This is a genomic window from Streptomyces sp. NPDC001634 (assembly GCF_040298185.1).
Lineage (GTDB): Bacteria > Actinomycetota > Actinomycetes > Streptomycetales > Streptomycetaceae > Streptomyces.
On the sequence record NZ_JBEOZU010000097.1, the window covers coordinates 16,191 to 31,484 of the forward strand.

General features: G+C 70.5%; 12 protein-coding genes. 9 read left to right on the plus strand and 3 right to left on the minus strand.

Annotation, left to right across the window (positions count from 1 at the left end):
• The first annotated feature begins 1 nt into the window (after position 1).
• From secG to pgi, 4 genes are all read left to right on the plus strand, one after another.
• Positions 2-232, plus strand: a complete 231-nt coding sequence (gene secG / locus ABT186_RS40085) for a preprotein translocase subunit SecG (protein ID WP_351232822.1) — start codon at positions 2-4, stop codon at positions 230-232.
• A 258-nt stretch (positions 233-490) separates the two neighbouring features.
• Positions 491-778, plus strand: a complete 288-nt coding sequence (locus ABT186_RS40090; protein WP_004002138.1) for an RNA polymerase-binding protein RbpA — start codon at positions 491-493, stop codon at positions 776-778.
• Positions 779-912: 134 nt separating this feature from the next.
• Complete coding sequence (locus ABT186_RS40095) at positions 913-2,181, plus strand: MFS transporter (protein ID WP_351929288.1); 1,269 nt, start codon at positions 913-915, stop codon at positions 2,179-2,181.
• Between the two features lie 72 nt (positions 2,182-2,253).
• Entirely contained in the window at positions 2,254-3,909 is a 1,656-nt protein-coding gene (gene pgi, locus ABT186_RS40100) for a glucose-6-phosphate isomerase (protein ID WP_351929290.1), read from the plus strand.
• A 493-nt stretch (positions 3,910-4,402) separates the two neighbouring features.
• Here the strand turns inward: pgi and ABT186_RS40105 are convergent, their stop codons facing one another.
• The 3 genes from ABT186_RS40105 to ABT186_RS40115 all read right to left on the minus strand — a co-directional run bounded on the left by ABT186_RS40105 (position 4,403) and on the right by ABT186_RS40115 (position 8,010).
• Complete coding sequence (locus ABT186_RS40105; protein WP_351232806.1) at positions 4,403-6,685, minus strand: ABC transporter permease; 2,283 nt, start codon at positions 6,683-6,685, stop codon at positions 4,403-4,405.
• Positions 6,686-6,748: 63 nt separating this feature from the next.
• Positions 6,749-7,498 carry an ABC transporter ATP-binding protein gene (locus ABT186_RS40110; RefSeq protein WP_351232808.1) on the minus strand — a complete coding sequence of 250 codons (750 nt, stop codon included), beginning with the start codon at positions 7,496-7,498 and terminating at the stop codon, positions 6,749-6,751.
• The gene (locus ABT186_RS40115) at positions 7,495-8,010 is read right to left on the minus strand and encodes a PadR family transcriptional regulator (RefSeq protein WP_351929292.1); all 516 of its coding nucleotides are present in this window, start codon (positions 8,008-8,010) and stop codon (positions 7,495-7,497) included. Before ABT186_RS40115 ends, ABT186_RS40110 begins: the two co-directional genes overlap by 4 nt.
• Before the next feature lie 124 nt (positions 8,011-8,134).
• On the opposite strand from ABT186_RS40115, the gene ABT186_RS40120 reads away from it, so the two are divergent.
• The 5 genes from ABT186_RS40120 (at position 8,135) to ABT186_RS40140 (ending at position 14,881) form a co-directional block, all read left to right on the plus strand.
• Complete coding sequence (locus tag ABT186_RS40120) at positions 8,135-9,406, plus strand: ABC transporter substrate-binding protein (RefSeq protein WP_351232812.1); 1,272 nt, start codon at positions 8,135-8,137, stop codon at positions 9,404-9,406.
• A 197-nt stretch (positions 9,407-9,603) separates the two neighbouring features.
• Entirely contained in the window at positions 9,604-11,250 is a 1,647-nt protein-coding gene (locus ABT186_RS40125) for a glycoside hydrolase family 13 protein (RefSeq protein WP_351929294.1), read from the plus strand.
• 101 nt (positions 11,251-11,351) lie between these two features.
• Positions 11,352-12,677, plus strand: coding sequence for an ABC transporter substrate-binding protein (locus tag ABT186_RS40130; protein ID WP_351232816.1), 1,326 nt, complete (start codon positions 11,352-11,354; stop codon positions 12,675-12,677).
• Between the two features lie 6 nt (positions 12,678-12,683).
• Entirely contained in the window at positions 12,684-14,045 is a 1,362-nt protein-coding gene (locus tag ABT186_RS40135) for an ABC transporter permease (protein ID WP_351232818.1), read from the plus strand.
• Positions 14,042-14,881, plus strand: coding sequence for a carbohydrate ABC transporter permease (locus tag ABT186_RS40140; RefSeq protein ID WP_351232820.1), 840 nt, complete (start codon positions 14,042-14,044; stop codon positions 14,879-14,881). The genes ABT186_RS40135 and ABT186_RS40140 overlap by 4 nt, the downstream gene beginning before the upstream one ends.
• The last annotated feature ends 413 nt before the right edge of the window (positions 14,882-15,294 follow it).

Below are 15,294 nucleotides of genomic sequence, written 5' to 3' on the forward strand. Positions count from 1 at the left end.
TTTGGGGTTCTCGATCGCCCTGATCGTCTTCAGCCTGCTGCTGATGCTGCTGGTGCTGATGCACAAGGGAAAGGGCGGCGGCCTCTCCGACATGTTCGGCGGCGGCATGCAGTCCTCCGTCGGCGGCTCCTCGGTCGCCGAGCGCAACCTCGACCGGATCACCATCGTGGTGGGTCTGCTCTGGTTGGCGTGCATCATCGTCCTCGGCATCCTGATGAAGGTCAAGGGCTAGGGTCGGCCGACACCGGCAGACCGCACATAAAGCACGTAACGCCCCATGTTCGGTACGGGTCTTCGGACGCGGCCTATCATGGGGCTTGCGTCTGGGGGCGGGGGTAACTCCCATCACTGGACGCGCGTTGGGCCTTACGTAGACTGAGGCGCTCGCAGCGAAGCGAAACGCCGACTCGCTTCGCGGCACCATCACGCAGGGAGTTACACCGTGGCAAGTGGCAACGCGATCCGAGGAAGCCGGGTCGGGGCGGGGCCGATGGGCGAGGCCGAGCGCGGCGAGTCCGCGCCGCGTCTGCGCATCTCCTTCTGGTGCTCCAACGGACACGAGACGCAGCCGAGCTTCGCCAGCGACGCGCAGGTTCCCGACACCTGGGACTGCCCGCGCTGCGGCTTTCCGGCCGGGCAGGACCGGGACAACCCGCCGGACCCGCCGCGCACCGAGCCCTACAAGACGCACCTCGCGTATGTGCGGGAGCGGCGCAGCGACGCGGACGGTGAGGCGATCCTCGCCGAGGCGCTCGCCAAACTGCGGGGCGAAATCTAGGAGTTGTGGTTCGGCCGGACACCGAGGGGTGTCTGGCCGGAGCTGTTTTCACCCTCCGGCGGCAGAACGCCTCCGGCCCGATTGTCAGTGGTGCCCTCTACGGTTTGTGCATTGGCGCATCGTGAGGGGGAGTCGTGGCGACGGTCGAGGTGGCGGGCGTGCGTGCGCCCGGATGGCGCGGGGGGTTCGGGCGGCTGTGGACCGCCGCCGTGGTCTCCCGGTTCGGGGACGCGCTGCGTACGGCCGCGCTGCCCCTGCTCGCTGCCGGTCTCACGGACGAACCGCTCGTCGTCGCCTCCGTCACCGCCTGCGGCTATGTTCCATGGCTGCTCTTCGGGCTGCTCGGCGGCGCCGTGGCGGACCGGGTGGACGGGCGGCGGGCGATGTGGGCCGTGGACACCGTACGGGGTCTGCTCGTCGCCTGTTTCGCGCTTGCCGTGGGGCTCGGACACGCGTCGATCCCGCTGCTGCTCGTGCTCGCCTTCTCGCTCACCACCCTGCAGACCCTCTTCGACAACGCCTCCACGGCCCTGCTGCCCTCCTTGGTGGACTCCGAGGTCCTGGGCAGCGCCAACGCCCGGCTGATGACGGGACAGCAGCTCGCGGGCGGACTGCTGGCAGGCCCGTTCGTGCCGCTGCTGCTGACGGCCGGGGCCTTCATGCCGTTCGTGGCCGACGCGAGCACATATCTGGTGGCCGCCGCCCTCGTGGCCTCCCTGCGCATACGGCCGCCCGAGCGGGCGCCACGCCCGGCCTGCAGCACCCTGAGAGCCGAGATCGGCACAGGCCTGCGCGCACTGTGGCGCGACCGGGCGCTGCGGGCGGTCTGCGTGGCCACACTGCTGTGCAACATCGGCATGGGCGCCCTGATCGCCACACTGGTGCTGCACGTGACGCGCTGGCTGCACGCCGGCAACGCGGGATACGCGGCCGCGATGACGGCGTACTCGGCCGGCAGCCTCGCCGGCGGCTTCGTCGCCCAGCGGATCGCGCGCCGCACCGGACGGGTCCGCGCGCTGCTCGTCGCCGGAGCTGTCCAGACGGCGTCCCTGCTGTTCATGGGGACCGTCCGTCGGCTGGACGCCCTCCTCGTGGGCATGCTTCTGCTCGGCGCCATGAACATGGTGTGGAACGTCAACCAGGTCACGCTGATGCAGCAACGCAGCCCCGAGTCCATGGTGGGCCGCATTGCCTCCGCCTTCCGTACGGCCTCGACATCCGGAGCGCCGCTCGGCGCCCTGCTCGGCGGCGTCGTGGCACGGACGTACGGGTGGAACGGGCCGGCGCTGCTCGCGGCCGCGCTCTTTGCGCTCGCCGTCACCTCGTTGATAACCGTACGCAAGCCGGACGTACCTGTTGTTGCACCGCAGGACGGCGCGACGGCGGGTCACCTCACGCCCTGATCAATTAGGTTGGGACCGGCAGCGGGGCGAGGCACGCAGCAGCACAGGCAAGGAAGAAGGCAGAAGTCCTAGATGAACGCAGACAGCCGTACCAGGCTCAACCAGACGCCGGAGTGGACCGCTCTGGCCAAGCACCGTGAGGAGCTCGGCGAGGTGCAGCTGCGCGACCTGTTCGCGGCTGACCCCGGGCGCGGCAGCGGGTACGCCCTCCAGGTCGGCGATCTGCACGTCGACTACTCCAAGCACCTGGTCACCGACGAGACGCTGCGGCTGCTGCGCGAGCTGGCCGCCGCGCGGGACGTGTCCGGCCTCAGGGACGACATGTTCCGCGGCGAGAAGATCAACACCACGGAGAACCGCGCGGTCCTGCACACCGCGCTGCGCGCCCCGCGCGACGCGGTGATCGAGGTCGACGGGGAGAACGTCGTCCCCGCAGTGCACGCCGTGCTGGACAAGATGGCCGACTTCTCCGACCGCGTCCGCTCGGGCGAGTGGACCGGTCACACCGGCAAGCGCATCAAGAACGTGATCAACGTCGGCATCGGCGGCTCCGACCTGGGCCCGGCGATGGCGTTCGAGGCGCTGCGCTCCTTCACCGACCGCGATCTGACGGTCCGCTTCGTGTCGAACGTGGACGGCGCCGACCTGCACGAGGCCGTACGGGACCTGGACCCGGCGGAGACGCTGTTCATCATCGCCTCCAAGACATTCACCACGATCGAGACGATCACCAACGCGACCTCGGCCCGCTCCTGGCTCCTGACGGAGCTGAAGGCCGGTCAGGAGGCCGTCGCCAAGCACTTCGTGGCCCTGTCGACGAACGCCGAGAAGGTCACCGAGTTCGGCATCGACGCGGCCAACATGTTCGAGTTCTGGGACTGGGTGGGCGGCCGTTACTCGTACGACTCGGCGATCGGCCTGTCCCTGATGATCGCCATCGGCCCGGACCGCTTCCGGGAGATGCTCGACGGCTTCCACACCGTCGACGAGCACTTCCGCACCGCGCCCGCCGAGTCCAACGTGCCGCTGCTGCTGGGCCTGCTGGGCATCTGGTACGGCAACTTCCACGACGCCCAGTCGCACGCCGTGCTGCCGTACTCGCACTACCTGTCGAAGTTCACCGCCTACCTCCAGCAGCTGGACATGGAGTCCAACGGCAAGTCGGTGGACCGCGACGGGCAGGAGGTCGACTGGCAGACCGGGCCGGTGGTGTGGGGCACCCCGGGCACCAACGGGCAGCACGCCTACTACCAGCTCATCCACCAGGGCACAAAGCTGATCCCGGCGGACTTCATCGGCTTCGCCGAGCCGGTCGCCGATCTGCAGCCCGGGCTGGTCGCCCAGCACGACCTGCTGATGGCCAACTTCTTCGCCCAGACCCAGGCGCTGGCCTTCGGCAAGACCCCGGACGAGGTGCGTGCCGAGGGCGTGCCCGAGGAGCTGGTGGCGCACAAGACGTTCAAGGGCAACCACCCGACGACGACGATCCTCGCCAAGGAACTGACCCCGTCGGTGCTCGGCCAGCTCGTCGCTCTGTACGAGCACAAGGTGTTCGTCCAGGGCGCGGTCTGGAACATCGACTCCTTCGACCAGTGGGGCGTCGAGCTGGGCAAGGTGCTCGCCAAGCGCGTCGAGCCCGCGCTGACCGAGGGCACCGAGGTCGCAGGCCTCGACGAGTCGACGAAGGCCCTTGTGGCCAAGTACCGGGAGCTGCGCGGCCGGCAGTGAGTCCGGGCGCGGTGAGGCGGGCGGCACCCGGCCGCCTGCCTCCCGCGGGCTTTCGCGTGTTCTGTGGGTTCCGGCGCGTCCCGCGTTCTTTGCGGGTTTCGGCGTGTTCCCGTGTTCTCTGCGGGTTTCCGCGCGTCCCGCATTCTTTGCGGGTTTCGGCGTGTTCCGTGTTCTCTGCGGGTTCCCCCGCGTCCCGCGTTCTTTGCGGGTTTCCGCGTGTTCCGCGTGTTCCGCGTGTTCCGCGTGTTCCGCATGTTCCGCATGTTCCGCATGTTCCGCATGTTCCGCGTGGTTCCGTTCTGTTCCGCGTGTTCCGCGTGTTCCGCGTGTTCCGCGTGTTCCGCGTGTTCCGCGTGTTCCGCGTGTTCCGCGTGTTCTGTGGGTTCCCGCGCCCCCTCGTTCTCCGTGGGCTGCTCCGGATTCCCGCGCCTCCGCGCCGCCATCCCGCAGTGCTTCGCGGACCACTGCCGAAGCCGCCCCTGTCGCGTTCCGCTCAGGCCACCGCGCTCAAGGTGTCCGCGAGCCGGCGGCGCGCCGCGCGGGCCGCGGGCAGGGCGGCGAGGGCGGCGGCGCCGAGTACGGCGGCGGCCCCGAACAACAGCAGGAGGGCGGGGGAGGGGCCCTGGGCCAGCCCGGCGCCGATACCGCTGGACCGGCCCTGGGCGTCGATCAGCCAGTGGGCGAGGGGAATCCCCAGCGCCGTGCCGACACAGACCGCGGCCAGGGCGGTGCAGGCGGTGGCCGTGACGGTGATCGCGGTGATCTGCCGCGGGGTCAGTCCGATCGCCTTGAGCGCCAGCAGATCGCGCTCGCCCTCGCGGACGGTGCCGCCGATCGCGGTCAGCAGTTCGACCATCCCGATGAGCGCGAGGACGGCGATCAGTCCGACGACGACGCCGCGCAGCGGCGAGAGCCCGTCCGCGGGGTTCGTCACCGGGTGCACGTCCAGATGTCCGCGGGCGGCCTTGGCCAGCTCCCGGGCGACCTCGTGCGGGTCGGCACCGGGACGGAGGGTGAGCTGGTAGAGGGTGGGACGCAGCCCCGGGTCGTTCTCGCGGAGGGTGTCGAGCGAGGTGGAGATGACCCGGCCCGCGTTCTCCGGCTCGATACTGCGGCCCACGATGTGCAGGATCTGCGGCTGCTCGCCGACCGTCATCCGTACCCAGTCGCCGACGCGCACGCCCAGCAGGTCGAGCAGCCCCTGACCGGCCACCGCCTCGTCGCGGTCCCGGGCGGGGCGACCCTCGGCCAGGGCGTAGGGGTAGGGGTCCTGGCGGGTGCCCAGTCCGCGCAGGGCGATCGTGGCCGTCTGCCCCGGGACCAGAGCGGCCACCTCGACCCCCGGGTAGGCGGCGGCGACCTGCGGATTGTCCTTCAGCAGGGAGCGGGCGGCGGTGTCGCCGAGGCCGCCGTCGGGGCGGACGGTGAGAGCGGCCGCGAGGCCGACCTGTTCGGGCCGGCTGTGGAAGCGGTCGATGGTGGTCCATGCGCTCATCGCCACCACCATCAGCAGCAGCGGCAGGGCCAGCCGGGCCACGGTGGCCAGTGACCTGGGACGGCGCGAGAACGCCTTGTGCCAGCCCAGGACCAGCGCGGGCGGCAGTCGCAGGCCGAGGGCCCGGCGTGCGACGCCCGCCAGGGGCCCGCCGGCCGGTGCCGCAGCCCGCGCCACCGGCACCGGAGGCACCCGTCCCGCCCGCCAGGCCGCGAGCCCGGTGGTGGCGGCGATGAACAGCACCGCGCCCACCGGTATCGCGAACAGCGCCACGGTGTGCCCCGGCAGCCCGTGCCACACCCCCACAGCGTCCCCGAGTCGCCCCGGGACCCGGCTGCCCAGCCCCTGGGTGAGCGCGGCCCCGGCCACGGCGCCCAGCAGGGCGTACGCGATGTGCTGGAGCAGGAAGATCCGGACGACCTGGCCGGGTGTGAAGCCGATGGCCTTCAGCACCGAGATGTCCCGCAGATGCCCGCGGATACGGGTGCCGATCGCCCCGTGCACGGCGAACCCGGCGGCGACCAGCGCGCCCAGTCCGAACAGGCCGAGGACCTGACCCAGCAGGCGGTTGTCGCCCTGCGCCTCGGCCCGCGCCTGCTGCCAGGTCGAGACTTCGCTGACCGCTCCCGCACCCAGCACGGTGACGGCGCGCTGGACGACGTAGTCCGTGTCAGCCGGGTCGGTCAGGCGCAGTCCGGTCACCTGGCCGCCGGGGTCGCGCAGGGCGGAGGGCAGCGCCCAGACGAGCCCCGGCTGTTCGCCCGGGCTGTAGCGGGGTTCGGCGCTGTCCGCGGTGCCCACGACGGTCAGTGTCCGGGCCGTTCCGGTCAGTGTCAGGGTGTCTCCGGGCTCTGCCAGCAGTGCCCGTGCGAGGCGGCTGTCCAGCACCACGCCGTCGGGGCGAGCGGGGTCCAGCCAGTGACCCGAGGTGAGCAGCGGTCGGCCGACGGACGGCAGCCGGGGTGTGCCCCGCAGCTCCACGGAGGCGCGGACGCCACGGGAGACGACGGTGGCGGACTCGGTGGGATAGGGGCCGGCGACGGACTCGACCCCGTCCAGACCGGCGAGTTTGCGGGCGTCGGCGGAAGGGCCGGTGTGGATCCACACGTGCGCGCCGCGGGCCTGAGTGAAGATCCGCTGCCAGGGGTTGGTCGCATACCCGAAGAGGGCGGTGGCCAGCAGCAGCGAGGTGACGATGCCGGCGGTGGCGAGCACGATGAACAGTGCCTCGCCGCGGTGCGTGCGCAGATCGGAGTGCGCCCAGCGCAGGGTGGCTCGCACGGCGTCAGCCCCTTGTCTCGCGCGGAGCGGGGCGGTTCGCGCCCGTTTCGTCGTGCACGCGGATCAGTCCTTCAGCTCCAGCACACCGGACGTCCCGGCCCTGCGTGACGGTGTGCCGTCCAGCTGCGCGTCGTCGACGATCCGGCCGTCGAAGAAGCTGATCACCCGGTCGGCGGCGCTGGCCAGCCGGGCGTCATGAGTGACCAGCACGATCGTCTGGCCGCGCTGGTGGAAGCGGGACAGCAGTCGCATCACCTCGCGGGTGCCCTTGCTGTCGAGGCTGCCCGCGGGCTCGTCGGCCAGGAGCAGGGGCGGATGGTTGACCAGGGCCCGGGCCAGCGCGACCCGCTGCTGTTCGCCGCCGGACAGCTCGCCCGGCATGCTGCGCTCCTTGCCCGCGAGACCCAGCTCGGCCAGCAGCTCCTCGCGCTCGGCGCGCGCCTGCTTCGGCGGGACACCGGCGAGCAGCGCGGGCAGCTCGACGTTGTCCGCGACCGACAGGTTGGACACCAGATTGAAGAACTGGAAGACGATGCCGATGCGCTTCCTGCGCTCCACGGCCCAGCGCGCCTCGGTGTAGGAGTCCGTGGACTCGCCGTCCAGCCGGATGCTGCCGCTGTCCGGTCGCTGCAGCCCGCCCAGCAGGTGCAGCAGCGTGGACTTTCCCGCGCCGGACGGGCCGGTGATGGCCACGAACTCGCCCCGGGTCACGCACAGATCGACTCCGCGCACCGCGTGGGCGGGCGCGCCCTCGCCGTAGTGGGTCTTGACGAGCCCTTCGGCGTGCAGCAGAGGAGTGGGGCTCTCGCTCACTCCAGCTCCTCCAGTTCCTCCTGGCACCGCTCCAGCCAGTCGAGGTCGGCCTGCAGGTGCAGCATCGCGCCCTCTATCAGCAGCTGGGCGACACGGTTGTCGCGGTCTTCGGCGGCGGCCAGCTTGGACAGGTCGCGCATGGTGTTGAGGTACTGGCGCCGCTGCTTGTTGATCAGGGCGATCTGATCGGCGAGACCGGTCTGCGGAGCGAGCGCCAGCTTCATGAAGAACTCGTCCCGCACCCGCGGGTCGTCCGTCGTCTCCTCGTACCAGGCGCGCAGCGCCTCCCGCCCGGCGTCGGTGAGGTGGTAGATCTTCTTGTTGGGCCGGCTGGACTGCTCGACCTCCTCGCCCTCGATCAGTCCCGACTTCTCGAGGCGGCCGAGGGTCACGTAGATCTGGCCGACGTTCGGCTGAGGGTACGCGGAGCCCAGCAGTTGCTCAAGGTCCTGCTTGAGCTCGTAGCCGTGGGCCGGGCCGCGCGCGAGGAGTGCCAGGAGGGGCAGGCGCACTCGTGCTGTCCTCCTCAGATCCTCGTATTGTGCTCCAGGCCCTAGTATCGCCCATACCTAACAGGTATACATGGCCTCTGACCCCGGGCGAAGGTGCCCGGTGCCGGTGTACAGGGAGGAACCTATGCGGTGGATCCACGCCGCCGGTAGGGGCCTCCTCGTCCTCGCCGTGGTCCTGACCGGTTACGTTGCCTCCGGCGCCCGCGCCGACGACGGGACCGTGGGTGGCCGCGGCCCTCTCACCCTGGCCACGGCAGGCGACCTCACCGGCTATCTCGGACCGCTGCTGGAGGGCTGGAACCGTACCCACCCCGGCGAGAAGGTCACCCTCGTCGAGCTCCCGGACTCCGCCGATGAGACGCACGCGCAGATGACCACCGACCTGCGCGGCGGAGACCGCAGCCGGTTCGACGTCCTCAATATCGACGTGGCCTGGACCTCGGAGTTCGCGGCGGCGGGCTGGATACGCCCGCTGCCGCGCGACCGCTTTCCGCTGAAGAGTTTCCTGCCGCCGGTCGTCGACACGGCGACCTACGACGGTCAGCTGTACGCGGTCCCGTACGTCACCAACGCCGGCCTGCTGCTGTACCGCGCGGACATCCTCGCCAAGGAGGGTGTGGCGCCGCCGCGCACCTGGGCCGAACTGGAACAGGACGCGAAGACGATCGCCCCGAAGTACGGACTCGACGGCTACGCGGGTCAGTTCCTGCCGTACGAGGGCCTCACCGTCAACGCGGCCGAGGCGGTGTACTCGGCGGGCGGCACGATCCTCGGCGACGAGGGCGAGCGCGTCACCGTGAACTCGGCCGCGGCCCGCGAGGGCATCGGGTTCCTCGCCCGTGGCGTCCGCGAGGGCTGGATACCCAGGAAGGCGCTGACGTACAAGGAGGAGGAGTCCAAACAGGCGTTCCAGGACGGCCACTTGCTCTTCCTGCGCAACTGGCCCTACGCGTACGTCGTCGCCTCCGCCAAGGGGTCCAAGGTCGCCGGGAAGATCGGCGCCGTACCGCTGCCGGGCCCGGACGGGCCGGGGACCAGCGTCCTCGGCGGTTCCAATCTGGCGGTCAACACACACGCGCGGCATCCCGAGTCGGCCGCACGCCTGATCGCGTACCTCACCAGCGAGCGCGTGCAGCGCCAGGTCCTCACGCGCGGCGCACTGCCGCCCGTACGCGCCTCGCTCTATGACGATCCCGGGCTGGTGCGGGAGTTCCCGTATCTGCCGACCCTGCGCGCGAGTGTCCTCGCCGCCGCGCCGCGCCCCAAGAGCCCGCGCTACGACCAGGTCAGCCTGGCGGTTCAGGCGGTCGTCCACGACGCGCTGACCGGGCAGGAGACGCCCGAGTCGGCGGTACGACGGCTGGCGCGCGAGCTCGCAGCGATCTCCCACCGCTAGGCCAGTCCTAGTTACTTGTTAGGTAACGCGGACATCTCATCTCTGTCGATGCTGGCCCAATAAATGCGGACATAGCGGACCAACTCTTCGGTAGCTTCTGCCTGTTCGTTGACACTCTCTCGACATACCTACTTAACATGCATGCATAACAGCTGGCCCCATCCGGGCCTTCCAGCACGCACAGACAGGTCTCCGGGGTGAGTCTCAAGCGCATCCACACCCGCCGCTGGTGGCGCGACGCAGTGATCTACCAGGTGTACGTCCGCAGCTTTCTGGACAGCACCGGCGACGGCATCGGCGATCTGGCCGGGGTCAGGGCCGGGCTGCCGTACCTCAAGAAGCTCGGCGTCGACGGGATCTGGCTGAGCCCCTTCTATCCCTCGCCGCAGCACGACCACGGCTATGACGTCGCCGACTACTGCGACGTCGACCCGCTCTTCGGCGACCTCGCCGAGTTCGACCTGCTGATGGCGGCCGCCCGGCGGCTCGGCATCAAGGTGCTCCTGGACATCGTCCCCAACCACTGCTCCGGCGAGCACCCGTGGTTCCGCGAGGCGCTCGCCTCGGCTCCCGGCAGCGCGGCCCGTACCCGCTTCCACTTCGCCGACGGACGCGGACCTGACGGCTCCGAGCCCCCCAACAACTGGCACTCCATGTTCGGCGGCCCGGCCTGGACCCGTGTCACCGAGGCGGACGGCCGCCCCGGCCAGTGGTACCTGCACATGTTCACGCCGGAGCAGCCCGACTGGAACTGGCGCGACCCCGAGGTCGCCGCCCACTTCGAGCACGTCCTGCGCTTCTGGCTGGACCGGGGGATCGACGGCTTCCGCATCGACGTCGCCGCCGGCCTCTTCAAGCACCGGGACCTGCCCGACTCCCCGGACCCCGAGGCCGACGCCCGCACCCGCGACTCGGTCAACCCGCTCGCCTGGAACCAGCCCGAGGTGCACGAGGTGTGGCGCCACTGGCGTGCGGTGTGCGAGGAGTACACGGCACGCGACGGCCGCGAGCGCCTGCTGGTCGGCGAGGTCTCCGTCCCCACCGCCCGCGAACACGCCCAGTACGTCCGCCCGGACGAGCTCCACCAGGCCTTCTTCTTCGACCTGCTCAGCGCACCCTGGAACGCCGACGCCTTCCGCAAGGTCATCTCCGAGGCCATGCAGGACATAGCCGATACCGGCTCCACGGTCACCTGGGTCCTCAACAACCACGACCAGGTCCGCACCGTCACCCGCTACGGCGAACCGGCCACCGAGGGCAGCGGCCTCGGTGCCGCCCGCGCCCGTGCCGCCGCGCTGCTGATGCTGGCGCTGCCCGGGGCCGCGTACATCTACCAGGGCGAGGAACTGGGCCTGCCCGAGGTCGTCGACCTGCCCGACGACGTGCTCACCGACCCCATCTTCCGCCGCACCGGAAGCCGCGCCCGCATCCGCGACGGCTGCCGGGTGCCGCTGCCGTGGTCCGGGCAGGCCTCCCCGTTCGGCTTCACCTCCGGGGCCGAGGGCGCCAAGCCATGGCTGCCGCAGCCGGAGTGGTTCGCCGAGCACGCCACCGACCGCGCCCTCGCCGACACCCGCTCCTTCTGGCACCTGTACCGCGACGGCCTCCAACTGCGAGCCGCGCTGCCCCAGCTGGGCGAGGGCTCCCTCCGCTGGCTGGACACCCCGCCCGGCGTCCTCGGCTTCGTCCGCGGCGACGGTCTCGTCTGCGCCGTCAACTTCACCACGGCCCCCACACCCGCGCCGGTCTCCGGCACGCCCCTGCTGTCCAGCGGCCCATGCCCGGCCGGGGTTCTCCCCGGCTCCACGGCCGCCTGGTGGATCAGTGACGGCACCGACCTCTGAACCACCGGGACCCCTGAGAAAGACCCCGAGAGAGACCCGAGAAAGACCCGAGAAAGACCCCCAGCTCCGTCAACTCCCAACTCCCCGAAGGGACATCAACGATGATGCGAGGACGTACCACCCTGCTCACCGGCTGCACCGCCCTCACCCTGGCGCTCGGCGCGACCGCCTGCGGCGGCGGCCCGGTCTCCGCCGGCGGCGGAGACAAGTCGCTCAGCGGCCAGACGGTCACCGTGGCCGGTGTCTGGTCCGGCAGCGAGCAGAAGAACTTCCAGAAGGTGCTGGACGCCTTCACCGCGAAGACCGGCGCCAAGACGCAGTTCGTGTCCACCGGCGACAACGTCTCCACCGTCGTCGGCAGCAAGATCGAGGGCGGCAACGCCCCCGACGTCGTGATGGTCCCGCAGGTCGGCGTGCTCCAGCAGTTCGCGAAGAAGGGCTGGCTCCAGCCGCTGTCGGGGACTGCCGAGCAGACGGTCGACGCCGACTTCGCCCCCGTATGGAAGAAGTACGGCAGCGTCGACGGCAAGCTGTACGGCCTCTACTTCAAGGCCGCCCACAAGTCGACCGTCTGGTACAGCCCGGACGCCCTCACGCAGGCCGGGGTCAAGCCGCCGAAGACGTACGACGAGATGCTGAAGGCCGGGCACACCGTCTCCGACTCCGGCCTCGCCGCGTTCGCGGTCGCCGGCGAGGACGGCTGGACGCTCACCGACTGGTTCGAGAACATCTACCTCTCCCAGGCCGGCCCCGAGAAGTACGACGCCCTCGCCGCCCACACACTGAAGTGGACCGACGCGAGCGTGGTCAAGGCGCTCACCACACTCGGCAAGCTCTTCAAGGACAAGCAGCTGATAGCCGGCGGCCAGAAGGAGGCCCTGAACACCGACTTCCCGGGCTCCGTCGAGAAGGTCTTCGGCCCCAAGCCCGAGGCCGGCATGGTCTACGAGGGCGACTTCGTCGCCGGGGTCGCCCACGACCAGTTCGGGAAGACCATCGGGAAGGACGCGAACTTCTTCCCGTTCCCGTCGGTCGACGGCGGCACGGCGCCGGTCGTCAGCGGCGGCGACGCGGCGGTCGTGTTGAAGGACGGCAAGAACTCCAAGGCCGGGATGAAGCTCCTGGAGTACCTGGCGACCCCCGAGGCGGCTGCCGTGTGGGCGAAGGCGGGCGGCTTCCTGTCCCCGAACAAGAAGCTCGACCTCGCCTCCTACGGCGACGACGTCACCCGTGCGACCGCCAAGTCCCTTGTCGACACCGGGGATTCGGTCCGATTCGACATGTCCGACCAGGCGCCGGCGGCGTTCGGCGGCACCAAGGGCGCCGGTGAATGGAAGCTCCTGCAGGACTTCCTGCGCGACCCGTCCGACCCGAAGGGGACCGCGGCCAAGCTGGAGGACGCGGCGGCCAAGGCGTACCAGGGCTGACCTGCCATGACCGCCACCACGCTCGTGAAGGACGCGAGCCCCCCGCCCGTCGCGCACGCCGGCCACGCTCGGCGCACGCGACGGCGCGGGCGGATCATCGCGCTGCTCTTCGTCTTCCCCGCGCTGCTCCTGCTCGGCGCCCTGGTCGTCTACCCGGTGCTGTTCTCCGTCGGCCGCAGCTTCTTCGACGCCTCAGGCACCCGGTTCGTGGGCGGCGACAACTACGCCGAGATGTTCCGCGACCCGGCGACGCTCAAGGCGATCCGCAACACCACCATCTGGGTCGTCGTGGCCCCGGCCCTGCTGACGGGCCTGGGCCTGATCCTGGCCGTCCTGGTGGAGAAGGTCCGCTGGGCGACGGCGTTCAAGCTGCTGCTGTTCATGCCGATGGCAGTGTCCTTCCTCGCCGCGGGCATCATCTTCCGGCTCGCCTACGACGAGGACCCGCACAAGGGGGTCCTGAACGCCGCCGTGGTCTCGGTCCACGAGGCCTTCGAGGGGACGTCGTCGTATCCGACGGCTCGGGCCCGCGTCGGACAGGGGCTGACCCCGGACGGCGACGGCTCGTACCGGACGAGTGCGAGTGTCTCGCCGGGGGACTCGGTGGCGCTCGCCATGGTCGGCGTACTGCCCAAGGACCTGCCCAAGGGGGCCGAGCCCGCGTATGCGGCGGCCGGACGCAAGGCGGCCCCCGACGAGCTGCGCGGGGTCGTCTACCTGGACTTCACGCCCGGTGGGGGAGGACGGCCCGGTCAGGTCGACCGGCGGGAGAGCGGACTGCCCCGGATGAAGGTCGAGGCCGTGCGCGGCGGCCGGACCGTCGCGAGCACGACGACCGCGTCCGACGGCTCCTTCCGCTTCTCGGGACTGGACTCGGGCACGTACACGGTGAAGCTCCCGGCGTCGAACTTCGCGCCGCCGTACCAGGGCGTCTCCTGGCTCGGGCCGACGCTGGTCACTCCGGCGATCATCGGGGCGTACCTGTGGATCTGGACCGGCTTCGCCATGGTGCTGATCGGCGCGGGCCTCGCGACCCTGCCGCGGGACGCGCTGGAAGCGGCGCGGATGGACGGGGCGAACGAGTGGCAGATCTTCCGGCGGATCACCGTCCCGCTGCTCGCACCGGTGCTGACCGTGGTCTTCGTGACCCTGGTGATCAATGTGATGAAGGTCTTCGACCTCGTCTACATCATCGCGCCCGGGCCGGTGCAGGAGGACGCGACCGTGCTCGCGACACAGATGTGGCTGGTGTCCTTCGGCGGCGGCAACAACCAGGGGCTCGGCAGCGCGCTCGGAGTGCTGCTCCTGCTGCTGGTGATCCCCGCGATGGTCTTCAACGTCCGCCGTTTCCGAAGGAGTCAGCGATGAACGCGGTCAGGCGCGGCCTGGGCAACGGGCTGGTGCAGGCCTTCCTCGTGGTGATCGGCCTGATCTGGCTGACCCCGCTGGCGGGGCTGTTCGTCTCGTCGCTTCGGTCGGCGGCGGACACGGCGAAGGGTGGCTGGTGGACGGCACTGGCGAGCCCCGGGCAGCTGTCCTTCGACAATTACTCGGCGCTGCTGAAGAACGCCGGGATCACACAGGCGTTCTGGAACACGGTGCTGATCTCGGTGCCCGCGACGACCCTGGTCGTCGTCATCGCGGCGCTCGCCGGATACGCGTTCGCGTGGCTGGACTTCCCGGGGCGCGAGCCGCTCTTCCTGGTGGTGGTGGCGTTGCTGGTGGTGCCCGTGCAGATCGGGCTGCTGCCGGTCGCCAAACTCTTCGGGCAGCTGGGGCTGTTCGGCACGATCCCGGGCGTCGTCCTCTTCCATGTGGCCTACGGTCTGCCGTTCGCGGTGTTCCTGCTGCGGAACTACTTCGCCGAGATGCCGAAGGAGATGCTGGAGGCGGCGCGGATGGACGGGGGCAGCGAGTGGCGCATCTTCACGCGGCTCGTCCTGCCCGTGGGGCGGCCCGCCATCGCCAGCCTCGCCATCTTCCAGTTCCTGTGGGTGTGGAACGACATGCTGGTGGCGCTGTTGTTCGCGGACAGTTCGTCACAGCCGTTGACCGTGGAACTCCAGTCGCAGATACGGCAGTTCGGCAGCAATATCGATGTGCTGGCGCCCGGGGCGTTCCTGTCGCTGATCGTGCCGGTGGTTGTGTTCTTCGCGTTCCAGCGGCACTTCGTGCAGGGGGTTATGGCGGGGTCGGTGAAGTAGGGGTGGGCGCGGGGTTGTTTCGCCCCCGCCACCCCTGCCCTTCCCGTCCTCCAGGGGCTCCACCCCTTCGACCCGCGCCAGGGGGCTCCGCCCCCTGGACCCCTCGCGGGGCTTCGCCCCAAACCCCGTTCGGGGGTCAGCCCCTGGACCCTCGGCGGGGAGTGCGTCCCCTGGACCCCTCGCGGGGCTCCGCCCCTGGACCCCGTTCGGGGGTCAACCCCCGGACCCCCGCTCCTCAAACGCCGGAGGGGCTGATATTTCAGCCCGTCGTGGGGGTCCCCCTGCTCGAGCGAAGCCGAGGGCTTGGGGGAGTTTGACGACGAGGCGTACAGGCCGACAGCGGTGGGCTGGGGGCGGCAGCCCCCAGGGACGGGACGGGTAGGGGCGGCGGGGGCGAGAAATCCCCCGCCGCC